A 15,323-nucleotide genomic window follows, 5' to 3' on the forward strand; every position below is an offset into this window, starting at 1 on the left:
TAAACTCCTTAAATTAAAATTTCATCTAAGATGAAAAAGTTGTTATTATCATCCATTATCGTAATCATTGGCATTACGTTTCTCGGCAGACTCTCTTATCTGCAGATATTCAGCTTTTCGCCAGACCAAGTTTTGGAAGATCCCGCTATAAAAAGGGTCTATGATTATCCAGAGCGTGGTTACATCTATGATAGGAACGGTAAGCTTTTGGTTGGTAACGACCCAGCATATGATGTCATGGTTATTCCTCGTGAGGTTCGCGAATTAGACACTTTAGAGCTCTGTGGACTTCTTAAAATTGATAAAGAAAAATTTAAAAAAGAATTACGAAAAGCCAGAATCTATTCCCCAAGATTACCTTCGGTTTTTGTACCACAACTCTCCAAAGAAGATTATGCAATGCTTCAGGAGAAAATGCGCCATTACGCTGGTTTCTATATCCAAAAACGATCTTTACGCTACTATGACACCAATAGCGGCGCTAATGTTTTAGGCTACATTAGTGAGGTAAACGAAAGAGACTTAACCAAAAACCCATACTATGTTCAAGGTGAACTTACCGGACGTACAGGAGTAGAGAAGGTATACGAGGATATTTTAAGAGGCAGAAAAGGCGTACAGTATATTCAAAAAGATCGTTTCAACAGAGATATTGGTCCTTATAAAAATGGAACTTTGGATACCTTACCTGAACAAGGTTTTGAAATCAATATAACTATTGACAAAGAACTACAGGAATATGGCGAAAGACTTATGGTTGGTAAATGGGGTGGCATTGTTGCCATTGAACCTGCTACGGGCGAAATATTGTCTATGATTTCAGGTCCTACCTATGACCCATCACTTTTAGTAGGTAGAAAAAGGTCTGCTAATTATAGTAAATTACATTACGACTCTATTTCAAAACCAACGTTTGATAGATCTATTTCTTTTGAAAAAAGTCCTGGATCTCCCTTTAAGGCTATTAATGCCCTAATTGCATTACAAGAAGGAGCCATCACACCTTCTACATCTTTTACATGTCATCATGGTTTTTTTATTGGTAGACATAAAAAAGGCTGCCACTGTGGAGGTGGAGCAAGAAACTTGAATAATGGAATATACCTATCGTGTAATGCCTATTTCGTAGGTGTTTACAAAAAGATATTCGAGCAATTCCCTTCCAATAGTGAAGCTATGGATGCTTGGGAAAAGCATGTCAAAAGTTTTGGCTTAGGGTCTTATTTGGGCTCTGACCTTTATACAGGAAGACCAGGTACTGTTCCCAGCACTGATCTCTACAACAAATGGTACGGAGTAGGAGACAAAAGATGGTCTGCCACCACCACATACTCTAATGCCATTGGCCAAGGAGAAGTAAATGTTACACCAATACAATTGGCAAACATGACGGCTGCAATTGCCAATAGAGGATATTTCTTTACGCCCCATGTGCTTAAAAAAGTAGATGGGAAAAAAATTGATATTCCAGATTTTGTAGAGCCTAAATACACCACGATAGACAAAAGACATTTTGAACCTGTAATTCAGGGTATGGCAGATGTTTACCATAAAGGAACAGCTAAGTACGTACAGATTCCCGGTATTGAAATTGCAGGAAAAACAGGTACAGTAGAAAACTACGTTAAAATAGATAGCGTTAGAACTCAGTTAACGGACAACTCCGTTTTTGTAGCCTTTGCCCCTGTAGATAATCCCAAAATTGCAATTGCCGTATATATTCAGAACGGATATTATGGCTCTAGATATGCAGGCCATATCGCCTCTTTAATGATTGAAAAATATATAAAGAGAGAGATTACTCGGACAGATCTTGAAAAAAGGATGTTAGAAAGAACTTTGGAACACGAATATGCCAAACCATATAGCGGTAAAGAATTCAAAATAAACGAATACGATTGGAGTAAGCATTCTAGTGTATATAAATTGCAAAACAACCAATCAGAAGAATAGCATATGACCGGCAAAAGTGTCCTCAAACGTCTTGATTGGCTTACTGTTCTATTTTACGTACTCTTATTAACTATTGGGTGGGTAAACATCTATTCAAGTACCTTTTCCGAAAGCGATTCTTCTATATTCGATTTTGGGACATTACACGGCAAACAGCTTTTCTTTATCCTTACCAGCTTTGCATCAATTGTAATTCTACTAGCTCTAGAGGCCAACTTTTACGAACGCTTCTCTAGTGTGCTCTACATCATATCCATGGTATTGCTGCTGGGTTTGTTTGTTTTTGGTAAAACTATTGCAGGTGCTACCTCATGGTACGATTTAGGATTTTTTAACCTACAACCTTCTGAGCTAGCCAAAGTAGCGACAGCCTTGGCACTAGCAAAGTATCTGAGTGATATTCAGACAGATATAAAACGAAATAAGGATCAGCTTTACGCCTTCCTGATTATACTAATACCAGCTATATTGATTATACCACAACCGGATCCTGGTAGTGCGCTAGTCTTCTTCTCGTTAAGTTTTGTAATCTTTAGAGAAGGGCTTCCAATTTACTATCTGGGGATTGTCTTTTTTGCTATCATGGTCTTTGTAACTACATTGATGTTTGGTACCATTTGGATTACAATCAGTATTGCATTGATCTTGGTGATTTTCTTCCTTCTAAAAAAGAAAAAATTTCGAGTTCCAATCATTCCCACTGTAATAGCCGTGGTTCTGACCATTTTATTTTCGCTTTCTGTAGATTTTGTTTTTAACAATGTTTTTGAACAACGTCACCGAGATCGTTTTAGTCTCTGGTTACGATTAGAAAAGGACCCTGCCAAATTAGAACATATTAGAAAAACTATAGGTTACAACACCTATCAGTCTGAAAAGGCTATTGAATCTGGTGGTTTCTTCGGAAAAGGTTTTCTGGAAGGAACCCGAACCAAAGGTGATTTTGTACCCGAGCAACACACGGATTATATTTTTAGTACCGTTGGTGAAGAATGGGGCTTTTTAGGAACCGCAACGGTTGTCTTACTTTTTACTTTTTTATTGTTGCGCCTGGTCTACCTCTCGGAGCGTCAAAAAACAGGATTTGCCCGAATGTACGGTTATGGCGTTATTTCCATATTGCTAGTGCACTACTTTATAAACATTGGTATGGTAATAGGCGTATTACCTACAATTGGTATTCCCCTACCCTTCTTTAGTTATGGAGGTTCAGGACTATTATTCTTTACGGCCTTACTGTTTATTTTCTTAAAACTAGATGCAAACCGATTAAAGGAAGGTATTTAAACCTAGGGGTTCCCATATCTGGTAAAGCAAAAATTTACAGGTTAGAATTTAAACTTCCAGCTTCCAGTATCAACCTTACTTTCTAATTGGTTCTGCTGTTGCTTAGGGAGTTTCTCAAAGAAATCTATACCTGTGCGTTTTTCAATCTCATCAACGGGAACGCTAAATTGTTTTAAAGGTTTTGAGCTCTGTTTTCCTTCCATCAAAAAAGCTACCATCTTTAAATTATCACCTTTGCCTCTAGCTACTATTTTATAATAATACTTAGGCACATCTACATCTTCATCACCAATCTCTTTTAACCCATTTTCTAGAACACCAGCTGTGACAACAAAAATTTCTCCGTACTGCTTGGCCCACATACGTACTTGCATTTCCAACTCATTCCAAACACCCGCATTAAATTCACGGTTTTGCGGACTTATATTACTGGTATAAAAAGTTTCATTATACGCCTGCTTGGTAAACCTTCTATCTCCTGCAGGGCACAAATGGCCTCTGTCATATCCAGAACCTTTATAATTTCGCCAATCCGCAGATTTAGTTCTCACTTTTGGATCTTCAATAAAATATGGTCGTTTACGATCATCATGCGTTAAGTGTTCTTTCTTTAAAGTATACGCCACCCATTCTGCTTGTTCAAACGGTTCATTGTAAGAAAGCATAAAATGGCTATGCTTAACTACATCCCCTGTTGTAGAACTTGGCATTAAATTACTCGCTACAGAAGTTTTAGGACCGTCTTCTGTTTGCTGTGAATACGTGTCCGGAGTATAAAAATTTTCGAACAACCAAAAGCCTATTGCGCAGCAGATGGTCAAAATGGTATAAATTGTTTTTCTTTTCATTCCGTTCAAAAATAGAACAAATTTTAGGTTAAGCCAGAGAGAGCGGACACACTATTTGTTTTTAAGGTTCAGAAACAACCATAACACCATCAAATATATAAGGCTATTCGTTTGGGTGGCTTTTTACTGTAAGGGAAAGCTAAAATTTTCGACAAATAAGCACACTTCATAAAGTGCAATGTATTTATTTTGTATTATCTAATTCACGTAACGAATTAGTTTAAAGAAAGGAAAGTTATGCTTACATGGAAAGATGTAATCAATTTTAGTGTAAAAGGAAATCCCGAACCAGACAAAAGAGTGGAGAAGACCGAGGCCGAATGGCGCGAACTTCTTACTCCTGAGCAGTTTAGAATCACCCGAAAGAAAGGTACAGAGCAAGCACATACCGGTGCCCTATGTAGTGCACATGATGCAGGAAAGTATAATTGTATCTGTTGTGACACACCTTTGTTTGATTCTACTATTAAATTTGAATCTGGTACTGGTTGGCCTAGTTTTACACAACCTATAAAAGAAAACGCTATTAAATATCATAAAGATTCCTCTTTTGGTATGATACGCGTAGAGGTAATGTGTAACACTTGCGATGCCCACTTGGGACATATTTTCCCTGATGGCCCAGAACCAAGCGGACTGCGCTACTGTATTAATTCAGAATCAATGCAATTACAAAAAGAAAGCATTAAAAATGAGCAATAAAAATTTAGAAATAGCCACCCTTGGTGGTGGGTGCTTCTGGTGTATAGAAGCAGTTTTACAAGAATTAATAGGTGTAGAGAAATTAGTTTCTGGCTATACAGGTGGCAACGCACCGGGCAAGCCTACGTATAGAGAAGTCTGTTCCGGCTTAACCGGTCATGCAGAAGTGGTACAAGTTACTTTTGACCCTTCAGTAATTTCATATCAAGATTTACTGATTGTGTTCATGACAAGCCATGACCCTACTTCTCTTAACCGTCAAGGTGGTGATGTGGGTACGCAGTACCGTTCTGTAATTTATTTTCATGATGACACCCAAAAAGCAGTGGCCGAAACTGTAATAAAAGAATTGGCTTCTTACTTTGATGACCCTATTGTTACGGAATTAAGCCCGCTGCCTACTTTCTATGATGCAGAAGAGCATCACCAAGACTATTACCGCAATAACACTTCGCAGGGGTATTGTAGCGCGGTAATTACGCCTAAGCTAGCCAAGTTAAGGAAAATGCACGGCGACAAACTAAAACAGCCACAAACTAGCTCGTAACCAGTTTTACGCCACTAGTCTACAGGAAACCGTATTTGGTCTGCCTGTCTTCAAGAAATGGGTTTTAAGAAAGTAATTTTACCAAACAATCTTAAAACCCAATTCTATGAAAACCACACAACTTTACTACCGTATTGCGCTTTCTTTGTTTTCTTTGGCTATCATTTACGCTGTAGCCAATTCTTTCTTCAACTACGAAGCTGTAGTTACAAAGTTTGCAGAATTAGGATACCCGTCATATTTAATATTTGTATTAGGAGCTGCCCAATTACTAGGGCTAACCACTCTTGTTTTCAGCAAAAGTAATTGGATTCGTGAATGGGCTTTTGCCGGATTCTTTCTAAACTTTGTATTTGGTATTATAGCACACCTAATGATTAAAGATGGAAACGGAGCTTCTGCCGTATTTTGTATTATAGCACTTTATGTAACCTACGTACAAAACAAAAGACTTACTGAACAAAGTAAAATAACTTCAAAAGATATATATACTCAACCTACGCTAAAAACTGTAGCATGATTTGGGCGCTACAGCTTTATTTTTGCGACTTAAAAGACCTGCTTTTCCAGCAGGTCTTTTTATTTTTAGGATAGTAGGAAGTTCAGCGAGAACATTACGACAAAAGGAACAAATATCTTCTATGGATAAAATAGCTTTAGGCGGAGGTTGCCATTGGTGCACAGAAGCGGTTTTTCAATCATTAAAAGGAGTAACTAAAGTTGAGCAAGGTTTTATTTCATCAACAGGAAATTATAGTGCTTTCTCCGAAGCGATTATTGTTCATTTCAACCCAATCGTCATCGACTTAAAAGACCTTATTGAAATACATCTACATACACACAAAAGCACTTCTAATCATAGTATGCGTAACAAATATCGCTCTGCGGTCTATACTTATTCATCAGACCAAACAAATGAAGCGCATCATATTTTAAACGAGCTACAAACTAGTTTTGATGATACACTGATTACCAAGGTATTCCCTTTTAAGGCTTTTAAACCATCTCAAAAAGAGTTCAAAAATTATTACTACAACAATCCTGAAAAACCATTTTGCCAGAAACACATTAATCCTAAACTACAACTCTTACTTGCTAAATATAGAGAACATACAAAGGCAGATGTAGTAGTAAAAATTACGACATAAAAAAAGCCCTGATACCTTACAGTACCAGGGCTTCTCAATTTAGTATTATTCTTATTATCCTTTTACAGCGGCCAATTTACCGTGTTTAAGACTATTGTTCTTTAAATCCTCAAGAACGTTTACAGCTTCTTCAACATAAACATCTTTAGCTAAATTCTTGTGCCATCTGTCGCGCTTTTCACGCAATACAGAATCTTTCGTAAACAATTCTTCTTCATACTTCAATGACCCAAAAGATAGTTTAGAATCATATTCACCAATGGCTTTAAAGTAATCCATTTTTTTCTTGTGCTCTTTTTCATCTGCACGGTAGGCATCATAGTTTAAAGAAATTTCCATTTCGTCACTTTCAGATTTCAACCACTTGGCGTTTTCCTCGATTAATTTAAGCTGAGCGTTACCTGCCATTCTTTTAGCACTGTTGGCAACAGTCTGCTCATAATCTATATAACCGTCCCATGGCTTATAATCTGCTGGAGAAATTTTATCCCATTTTAAAGGGTTTGCCTGATCTCTTTCTCCTAAATCAATATAGCTATACTTGTCCGGAACGACCACATCGCTCTTCACTCCTTCTAACTGAGTAGAGCCACCGTTTATACGGTAAAACTTCTGGGTAGTTAATTTAATAGCTCCCAAATCGCCATGTTCATTGCTTCGAACTATATTATCTAAAGGAATTACGTTCTGTACGGTTCCTTTACCAAAAGTTTGCTTACTTCCAATAACAATAGCTCTCTTATAATCCTGCATAGCAGCTGCCAAAATTTCTGAAGCAGAGGCAGATAATTCATTAACAAGTATTACAAGTGGGCCATCCCATTGAATGCGCTCATCTTTATCATCGTATACATCCTTACCTTTTCCAGAAGAACGTACTTGAACTATTGGACCATCCTTTATAAAAAGACCTGCCATTTCAACAACGGTCTTTAACGAACCGCCACCATTATCTCTTAAATCTATAATAAGACCTTCAGCGCCTTCTTCTTTTAACCTTTCTACTTCTTTAGCCACATCCGAAGCCGCGTTTCTTTCCGTGTAATCATCAAAATCAACATAGAACTTAGGTAAATCAATAATACCGAATTTCTCATCGCTCTTGATAATATTTGCTGACTTGGCAAAAGACTCTTCCAACTCAACAACATCTCTTGTAAGTTCTACCGTGTCTAAAGATCCATCTATTTTACGAACCGTAAGAGCAACAACAGTACCTTTTGGTCCCTTTATTAATTTAATAGCATCATCTAAACGCATACCTACAATGTCAATTGGCTCTTCGCCACCTTGACCTACTTTCATAATTTGGTCACCAACTTCTAAACGAGCATCTCTCCATACGGGACCTCCAGAAATAATGTCAACAATTTTTGCACCTTCTGGTTTTTTCTGCAAACGTGCACCAATACCTTCAAATTTACCCGACATACTAGTGTCAAACTTATCCTTTTCATCAGGAGCAAAGTAATACGTATGTGGATCAAATTCATCTACAATAGTATTTATGTATTGTACGAACCAATCCTTACGTTCAAGATCGTTTACAAAATCAAAAAATTCATCTAAGGTCTTCTGTGTAGATTCCCTCGAAGATTTTTCAGCTTCTTTTGGCGTCATTGGTTTTGACTTTTCAGAACCTTCTTTTGTATCAGCAGCATCACCTCTTTTAACTCCTTTCATTTTGGAGTCATAGGTTCCTAAAGTTGCATATTTAAGTTGTTGTCTCCAACGCTCTTTCAACTCCTTTCTTGAAGCTGCAAAAGTCATTTTCTCATAATCTATATTGATGCTTTCCTTTTTACTGTAATCAAAAGGTTTTTCTAAAACCTCTTTGTACATTACTTTAGCATCCTCCATACGTTGTATAAGTCTATCGTATACAAGATTGAAAAAAGAGATGTCCGTACTTTTAATTTGATCGTCTAATTGAAATTTGTACTGTTCAAATTCATTGATATCCTCTTCCAAGAAATATCTTTTAGTAGGATCTAAAACATCAATAAAATCCTCAAAAACACTTACCGAAAAATCATCGTCAATGTTCTTAGGCTCATAATGACCCTTTTCTAGTACATAAGTAATTAGATCTAAAAGCAGTTTATCTTTATCATCGGTTTCAAAAGACTGATTGGTAAAACTGCACGAAGCAACCGATATTAGCATTACCAAAAGAGAATAGGCAAGATTCCTTTTCATATATTTTTTTTTCGAAATTTTTAAAATGGCCAATCTTGGGGAAGATTGAGATTTTCACACTTAAAAGTAATGAATTCCCTAAGATACTGAAAAAACCATGCCACCTTTTGAGCTAATACACTAATTTTTTGTTAAACGAACTTAGGTCGTTGTGTTCTGTAAACGTATTTTTGTCCCATAAAGTATTTGGTATGAAAAAACCTTTAATTTTAGTTACAAATGATGATGGAATTACCGCTCCGGGCATACGCGCTCTGATACGGTACATGAAGGAATTAGGCGATGTTGTGGTAGTTGCGCCAGACGGTCCGCAATCGGGTCAAGGACACGCTATAACCATAGACAATACATTGTTTGCAAATAAAATTGTTGTAGACGAAAAACATGGTGCCCTAGAGGAACATAGTTGCAGCGGTACACCTGCAGATTGTGTAAAAATGGCCCTCCAAGAACTACTAGATCGCAAACCAGATATTTGCGTGAGCGGTATTAACCACGGATCAAATTCTTCTATAAATGTTATTTATTCAGGAACAATGAGTGCTGCCATTGAGGCTGGTATTGAAGGTATTCCTGCAATTGGCTTCTCTCTATGCGATTACTCATATCATGCCGATTTTGACCAAGCCGCAGAAATTATTAAAAAAATAGTTAGCGAATCTTTGGCCAATGGAATCCCAAAAGGGGTTGTTCTAAACGTAAATATTCCAAAAGCTCAAAAAGAAGATATTAAAGGAATAAAAATCTGCCGACAGGCACGAGCCAACTGGAAAGAGAAATTTGATAAACGCACTAGCCCAGGTGGTAAGGATTACTATTGGCTTACAGGCGAATTTGAATTACTGGACAAAGGCGAAGATACGGATGAGTGGGCGTTAGCCAACAATTATGTATCCGTTGTACCTACCCAGTTTGATCTTACTGCGCATCATGTAATCCAACAATTGAACGGGTGGCAATTTGAATAACTAACCATTATTTATCACAGAAGCATACCTTTGCATGACCAAATACCATTGAATGAACTTAAAAAACATGAATGTTAAAAAAGAACTAGCCATTGGATTCGTGGTTGGGATTATCGCCAATACCATTGGCACCCTGCTTTATATCTTATTCTTTTCAGAGTTTGGTATAGCTGACACATTTAAGGCGGCAGTACAACAAGGTCATGTTGGCAGTCTTTTGGCCTTAGGTGCTATTCTAAATCTTGTTGCATTCTTTGGCTTTTTACGCTTAAGAAGAGACAACAGAGCAAAAGGTGTTCTAATAGCCACACTTCTTACTGCACTGGCAATTCTATACTATAAAATATTTTAAGTCATAAATTTAACGGAAAGGGGCATACGAATTTCCCTCTAACCGAGTTCTCCTTTTAAAGGGCAGGTATAAACTGTATCTAATTTGTAATGAAATACTATATAATAGCAGGCGAAGCATCAGGAGACCTACACGGTTCTAACCTTATGAAAGCCCTTATAGCCAAAGACCCTGAGGCAGATATCCGTTTTTGGGGAGGTGACCTTATGCAAAATGCAGGAGGCACTTTGGTAAAGCATTACAAAGAGATGGCCTTTATGGGTTTTCTAGAAGTATTGGTGAATTTAGGCACGATAGCCAAAGCCATTAAATTTTGTAAAGCCGATATTCAGAAATTTCAGCCAGACGTTATTATTTTTATTGACTACTCCGGATTTAATCTACGTATTGCCAAATGGGCCAAAGAACAAGGGTTTAAGACCAATTACTATATTTCACCACAAATCTGGGCTTCTAGGGAAGGCCGTATAAAAGACATCAAAAGAGACATTGATGCCATGCATGTTATTCTTCCTTTTGAAAAAGATTTTTACGAAAAGAAACACAATTACCCAGTTAACTTTGTTGGCCACCCTCTTATTGATGCCATTGAAGATAGAGATGCGGTTGATGAACAGAAATTCCGAAAGGAAAACAATTTAGACCCTAAAAAGCCAATTATTGCTTTATTGCCTGGAAGCCGAAAGCAAGAGGTTCAGAAGATGCTCACCTTAATGCTATCTGTAGTTAAAGATTTTTCCGCGTATCAATTTGTAATTGCAGGGGCACCTAGTCTTGATTTGGATTTTTATCAACCTTTTCTCAAAAACCCAAGCGTAAATTTCATAGCTAATAAAACATACGACCTTTTGAGTATTTCTCATGCAGCTTTGGTCACTAGCGGAACTGCCACTCTAGAAACTGCCATTTTTAAAGTACCACAGGTTGTTTGTTACAAAGCCAATTGGTTATCATACCAGATTGCCAAGCGCATTATTACCCTAGAGTATATCTCTCTCGTAAACCTCATTATGAAAAAAGAGGTTGTAAAAGAGCTTATTCAAAACGATTTGACTACCAATAACCTCCGAACCGAACTGAATAAAATACTTGAAGGACCAGCCCGCCAAACACAGATTCAAGCCTATAATGAGCTAGAAAAAAAACTGGGTGGTAGAGGGGCAAGTGAAAATGCCGCAACCCGTATAATAGAAAATGTTTAATTTTGGTATATACCCTTGATGCTTATCAAGAAAAGTAATCGCTTACATGATTCGTAAACTCTTTTTCATTCTAATTATTTGTCTTGTTGCCAGTTGTGGGTCTTCAAAAAAGAAAGTAGCACAGAGGCAACCTCGCAAAATAACAGTGGCGGCAAGAACCGAGACTCCAAAAAGAGAACGCACACCGGTTAGAAAACCTGCTTCTAATAAGCACTCAAAAGCAGATGACGTTATCCATTCTGCATTAAAATTTTCGGGTGTTAGATACAAGTATGGCGGGACAACTAAAAAAGGAATGGACTGCTCGGGACTACTTTATGTAGCTTTTGGAGAAAATAATATTAAGCTACCGCGCACTTCATATCATATGGCCGAAGAGGGTAAAAACGTTCGTAAACGAGATGTCGTAAAAGGAGATTTACTTTTCTTTAAAACAAGTAAACGTAGTAAACGTATTAATCATGTAGGCATGGTTGTTTCCGTGAAAAACGATGAAATTAAATTCGTTCATGCATCCTCTTCACGAGGGGTAATGGTATCTTCCCTGCGAGAAGGCTATTGGAGCAGCGCATTTATAAAAGCCACTAGAATTCTATAAATGAAGTTACTGCGCTTCATACCCATAAAACTCACATTAGTTTTGATTTTGGGCATTGTAGTTGGTAATTATTTCCAATTAGACGTACGCCTCCTCTTATCAACCTGCCTTATTCTTCTTTTAGTTTTAGGTATTTTACGTTTCACGGACAAAAAGAATGTATCCCCTATTTTTGGTTACTTAACCGTTCTTACTACTTTAGGCATTGGTGTTTTAGCTACAACGCTCTCACTACCAGAAAACCAAGCAGATCATTATCTTAACCACGATTTTTCCGGCTCTCACACTTGGCGTGTAAAAGTAGCAGAGGTACTGAAACCAACTTCCTTTTCCGATAGGTATATTGCCAAAATACGAGCATTAGATGAAAAATATTCCGAAGGAAAGATTTTACTCAGTTTTGTAACTGACTCTTCTCTTCAAAGGCTTCAAGTTGATGATGAATTGGTTTTCTACGGTTCTCCAAAAGAAATAAGAGGGCCATTAAACCCTCATCAATTTAACTATAAAAACTACTTAAAAGGTTTAGGGATATCACATCAGTTTCTGCTAGGCAAAGAATATTTTATCCCTATTAAAAATCCTTCTGTTACCATATATGGCATGGCCGCAAAGGCTCGAACCCACATTATCATCCAACTACGAAAAGCTAGTTTTGGAAAAGATGAATTAAGTATTATACAGGCGTTACTCCTCGGTCAGCGTAACGATATTTCAGAAGAGACCTACACGGATTACAAAAATGCCGGAGCCGTTCATATTCTAGCTGTTTCGGGACTCCACATTGGAATTCTTTTAGTGTTATTGCAGTTTCTTTTACGACCTATTGAACGACTTCCAAAAGGCAAGACCTTAAAACTAGTCTTCATCGTAATTTTGTTATGGGGCTTCGCTTTGCTTTCAGGGTTATCTGCATCCGTGGTAAGAGCGGTGACCATGTTTTCCTTTGTGGCCTATAGCATGTACCTGAATCGCCCCAAGAACACATTTAACATTCTCGCTTTATCCATGTTCTTCATCCTATTGGTTATAAATCCAAACCTTCTTTTTCAGGTAGGATTTCAAATGAGTTATGCAGCCGTCTTAGCCATAGTTTGGCTCTATCCGCTTTTACAGAAATTGTGGTTCCCAAAGAACAAAATTGTCCGAAAAATTTGGCAACTACTATCCGTTAGTATAGCTGCACAACTGGGCGTACTACCTATAAGTTTATTTTATTTCCATCAATTTCCGGGTCTATTTTTTATTAGCAATTTGCTAATTGTTCCAGCATTGGGAGTTACTTTAGGGATGGGCATTCTCGTAATCTTATTATCATTATTAGATTCACTACCCAATTTTTTAGTAGTTATCTATAACACTTTAATTGGTTGGATGAATTGGGTTATTAGTTGGGTTGCTCAACAGGAGGCTTTTATTTTTAAAAATATCTCTTTTGATGCTGTCCAAATGGTCCTGGCATATGGAATCCTTTTTTGTTGTGTGATTCTATTTACCCGTCCCAACTTTAAAAAGGTTATTGCACTTGCCACATTCATTATAGGGTTTCAACTGTGGGGAATTTATACCGACTACCAAACTTCGGAAAAGAACCTGCTGTTTCTTGCGCATCAAACTAAAAACACAGCGCTGATGTATCAAAACGCAAGAACTTTAGTGATTACAGCTAATGATACCACACGTCTAGATAACATAATTGATGATTACAGCGTTGCTGAGCGAATTTCTAACATCTCCTACTCTACAATTAAGAACAGCTATTTGTGGCAGAATAAGACCGTTTTGGTCATTGATAGCCTTGGCGTGTATCAAAAAACAGAAATACCTGTTGATTATCTCATTCTTACACAATCCCCCAAACTGAATCTTGAAAGGGCAATTACTGCACTTCGACCAAAGTATATTATTGCAGATGGTAGCAACTATACCTCTTATATAGATAGATGGAAACAAACCTGCCTAAAAACAAAACTCCCTTTTCACGCAACTGGCGAAAAGGGAGCTTATTATTTTGAACGGTCTAATTAAACGTGCTCTTCTATTCCAAAATTTTCTTGTCCATCATCCGAAATTTTAGCTTCGTCATCTTCTGCTCCATGAGCCAATCTTTTTAATGGTTTTAGCATTATAATCACCAAAATTCCAATAATAGACCAGATAACAGCTATTCCAGTAAAAATTTCGAACTCACCTAAAGATTGTGAAGCCTGCCCAATTAAACCAGCCACCTTATTACCTAAACCTGTGGCAGCCCAATACATTCCCATAATTATAGAAGCATATTTAAGGGGTGCTAATTTAGTAATGTATGATAAGGAAACCGGAGAGGCACAAAGCTCACCAATAGTATGCAATAGATAAGCAAAGATCAACCAGTACATGGCAGATGAACCGTTAGCTTCATATTGCAAGGATGCTGCACTCATAAAACCAAAACCAAGCGCCATGATAACCATACCTACGGCAATTTTAAAAATTGATGATGATTCTTTGCCAGCCTTTCGCCATTTTAACCAAAATGCACCCACAACGGTTGCTAGTGTAACGATGAAAAATGAATTTACAGATTGAAAAACTGATGCAGGAATCTCAAACAGACCAAAGAAATTACGGTCTGTTTTCTGCATAGCGTAAAGATTCATAAGTCCACCAGCTTGCTCAAACGCAGCCCAAAATAAAATAATCAGTAAGAATGAAATCAGAAGCACCTTTATTCTATCCTTTTCTATATGAGATAGCGGTCTATCCAAAATTTCTCGATCCTCCACATTCTTCCTGCTGATAAGATTCCCTACGTGAGTTAAATATTTCTGACCCCAAACATAAACAGCCTGTCCAAAGAACATACCAATAGCAGCTAAACCAAAACCATAGTGCCAGTTTATGTTCTCTCCAACGTAACCACATAGTATAGGTGCAAGAAAACCACCTATGTTAATTCCCATATAAAATATGTAAAATCCTAGGTCACGTCTTTCATCTTTAGGCTTATATAACCCACCTACCATAGAAGAAATATTAGGCTTAAGACAGCCCACACCAAGAATAATAAAGAAACACCCAGCATAGAATGAAGTCTCTGAATTCATTGCTAATATGGCATGCCCAATACATAGTAGCGCACCACCAACCATTACGGTCTTTTTTTGTCCCAAAAACCTATCGGCAATCCATCCTCCAGGAATTGAGGAAACGTAGACCAACATAGTATACCAACCATAGAGAGCCAACGCATCATCATTACTCCATCCAAAACCAGCGTTACTGGATGTGGTTTCGGCAACCAAAAACAAGGTAAAGAGTGCTCTCATTCCGTAGTACGAAAACCGCTCCCACATTTCAGTAAAGAATAGAATATATAAACCTACCGGATGCCCGAACAGCTCCTTTTCATGCGGTGCCTTTTCTACTAATGCCATAAATTTTGTTGTTTGTTAAATTGATTTCTATCAAGATTAGCTCAAGAGCCGATTAAAGTACTCTTTTTTAATCGGGCTCACCTTCTTGTTTCCAAGAACT

Annotated in this window: 14 protein-coding genes; 11 read left to right on the top strand and 3 right to left on the bottom strand. The window is 37.5% G+C overall.

Features of this window, described 5'->3' with window-relative positions:
* The first annotated feature begins 30 nt into the window (after positions 1-30).
* The gene (locus HW347_RS01005) at positions 31-1,953 is read left to right on the top strand and encodes a peptidoglycan D,D-transpeptidase FtsI family protein (protein WP_214610103.1); all 1,923 of its coding nucleotides are present in this window, start codon (positions 31-33) and stop codon (positions 1,951-1,953) included.
* Between the two features lie 3 nt (positions 1,954-1,956).
* Positions 1,957-3,240 (top strand): rod shape-determining protein RodA, encoded by a 1,284-nt coding sequence (gene rodA / locus HW347_RS01010; RefSeq protein ID WP_155598085.1) that lies wholly within the window; start codon positions 1,957-1,959, stop codon positions 3,238-3,240.
* 41 nt (positions 3,241-3,281) lie between these two features.
* Here the strand turns inward: rodA and HW347_RS01015 are convergent, their stop codons facing one another.
* A complete protein-coding gene (locus HW347_RS01015; protein ID WP_214610104.1) occupies positions 3,282-4,088 on the bottom strand; it encodes a DNA/RNA non-specific endonuclease in 807 nt (268 codons plus the stop codon).
* A 237-nt stretch (positions 4,089-4,325) separates the two neighbouring features.
* On the opposite strand from HW347_RS01015, the gene msrB reads away from it, so the two are divergent.
* From msrB to HW347_RS01035, 4 genes are all read left to right on the top strand, one after another.
* Positions 4,326-4,790, top strand: coding sequence for a peptide-methionine (R)-S-oxide reductase MsrB (gene msrB / locus HW347_RS01020; protein WP_214610105.1), 465 nt, complete (start codon positions 4,326-4,328; stop codon positions 4,788-4,790).
* Complete coding sequence (gene msrA, locus HW347_RS01025; protein WP_214610106.1) at positions 4,780-5,337, top strand: peptide-methionine (S)-S-oxide reductase MsrA; 558 nt, start codon at positions 4,780-4,782, stop codon at positions 5,335-5,337. Before msrB ends, msrA begins: the two co-directional genes overlap by 11 nt.
* A 106-nt stretch (positions 5,338-5,443) precedes the next feature.
* Positions 5,444-5,857: a DoxX family protein gene (locus HW347_RS01030; protein ID WP_214610107.1), complete on the top strand. Its 414-nt coding sequence runs from the start codon at positions 5,444-5,446 to the stop codon at positions 5,855-5,857.
* Between the two features lie 121 nt (positions 5,858-5,978).
* The gene (locus HW347_RS01035; RefSeq protein ID WP_214610108.1) at positions 5,979-6,485 is read left to right on the top strand and encodes a peptide-methionine (S)-S-oxide reductase; all 507 of its coding nucleotides are present in this window, start codon (positions 5,979-5,981) and stop codon (positions 6,483-6,485) included.
* Between the two features lie 54 nt (positions 6,486-6,539).
* On the opposite strand, the gene HW347_RS01040 is transcribed toward HW347_RS01035, so the two are convergent.
* On the bottom strand, positions 6,540-8,684 hold the full coding sequence (locus tag HW347_RS01040) for a carboxy terminal-processing peptidase (protein WP_214610109.1): 2,145 nt from the start codon (positions 8,682-8,684) through the stop codon (positions 6,540-6,542).
* A gap of 191 nt (positions 8,685-8,875) precedes the next feature.
* On the opposite strand from HW347_RS01040, the gene surE reads away from it, so the two are divergent.
* The 5 genes from surE (at position 8,876) to HW347_RS01065 (ending at position 13,832) form a co-directional block, all read left to right on the top strand.
* On the top strand, positions 8,876-9,652 hold the full coding sequence (surE, locus tag HW347_RS01045; protein ID WP_214610110.1) for a 5'/3'-nucleotidase SurE: 777 nt from the start codon (positions 8,876-8,878) through the stop codon (positions 9,650-9,652).
* Between the two features lie 67 nt (positions 9,653-9,719).
* Positions 9,720-10,004, top strand: coding sequence for a hypothetical protein (locus HW347_RS01050; protein WP_214610723.1), 285 nt, complete (start codon positions 9,720-9,722; stop codon positions 10,002-10,004).
* A gap of 89 nt (positions 10,005-10,093) precedes the next feature.
* Complete coding sequence (gene lpxB / locus HW347_RS01055; protein WP_214610111.1) at positions 10,094-11,206, top strand: lipid-A-disaccharide synthase; 1,113 nt, start codon at positions 10,094-10,096, stop codon at positions 11,204-11,206.
* Between the two features lie 46 nt (positions 11,207-11,252).
* On the top strand, positions 11,253-11,804 hold the full coding sequence (locus HW347_RS01060; protein WP_214610112.1) for a C40 family peptidase: 552 nt from the start codon (positions 11,253-11,255) through the stop codon (positions 11,802-11,804).
* Positions 11,805-13,832: a ComEC/Rec2 family competence protein gene (locus HW347_RS01065; RefSeq protein WP_214610113.1), complete on the top strand. Its 2,028-nt coding sequence runs from the start codon at positions 11,805-11,807 to the stop codon at positions 13,830-13,832. It abuts the gene before it with no gap.
* Here the strand turns inward: HW347_RS01065 and HW347_RS01070 are convergent.
* Positions 13,829-15,223 carry a peptide MFS transporter gene (locus HW347_RS01070; RefSeq protein ID WP_214610114.1) on the bottom strand — a complete coding sequence of 465 codons (1,395 nt, stop codon included), beginning with the start codon at positions 15,221-15,223 and terminating at the stop codon, positions 13,829-13,831. The two genes, HW347_RS01065 and HW347_RS01070, sit on opposite strands and share 4 nt — an antisense overlap.
* Positions 15,224-15,323 lie beyond the last annotated feature (100 nt).

Source organism: Zobellia barbeyronii (assembly GCF_018603515.1).
Classification (GTDB): Bacteria; Bacteroidota; Bacteroidia; order Flavobacteriales; family Flavobacteriaceae; genus Zobellia; species Zobellia barbeyronii.

Coding starts and splice junctions, on each gene's coding strand:
- HW347_RS01005 (WP_214610103.1), top strand. CDS start 31: ATGAAAAAGTTGTTATTATCATCCATTATCGTAATCATTGGCATTACG.
- rodA (WP_155598085.1), top strand. CDS start 1,957: ATGACCGGCAAAAGTGTCCTCAAACGTCTTGATTGGCTTACTGTTCTA.
- HW347_RS01015 (WP_214610104.1), bottom strand. CDS start 4,088: ATGAAAAGAAAAACAATTTATACCATTTTGACCATCTGCTGCGCAATA.
- msrB (WP_214610105.1), top strand. CDS start 4,326: ATGCTTACATGGAAAGATGTAATCAATTTTAGTGTAAAAGGAAATCCC.
- msrA (WP_214610106.1), top strand. CDS start 4,780: ATGAGCAATAAAAATTTAGAAATAGCCACCCTTGGTGGTGGGTGCTTC.
- HW347_RS01030 (WP_214610107.1), top strand. CDS start 5,444: ATGAAAACCACACAACTTTACTACCGTATTGCGCTTTCTTTGTTTTCT.
- HW347_RS01035 (WP_214610108.1), top strand. CDS start 5,979: ATGGATAAAATAGCTTTAGGCGGAGGTTGCCATTGGTGCACAGAAGCG.
- HW347_RS01040 (WP_214610109.1), bottom strand. CDS start 8,684: ATGAAAAGGAATCTTGCCTATTCTCTTTTGGTAATGCTAATATCGGTT.
- surE (WP_214610110.1), top strand. CDS start 8,876: ATGAAAAAACCTTTAATTTTAGTTACAAATGATGATGGAATTACCGCT.
- HW347_RS01050 (WP_214610723.1), top strand. CDS start 9,720: ATGAATGTTAAAAAAGAACTAGCCATTGGATTCGTGGTTGGGATTATC.
- lpxB (WP_214610111.1), top strand. CDS start 10,094: ATGAAATACTATATAATAGCAGGCGAAGCATCAGGAGACCTACACGGT.
- HW347_RS01060 (WP_214610112.1), top strand. CDS start 11,253: ATGATTCGTAAACTCTTTTTCATTCTAATTATTTGTCTTGTTGCCAGT.
- HW347_RS01065 (WP_214610113.1), top strand. CDS start 11,805: ATGAAGTTACTGCGCTTCATACCCATAAAACTCACATTAGTTTTGATT.
- HW347_RS01070 (WP_214610114.1), bottom strand. CDS start 15,223: ATGGCATTAGTAGAAAAGGCACCGCATGAAAAGGAGCTGTTCGGGCAT.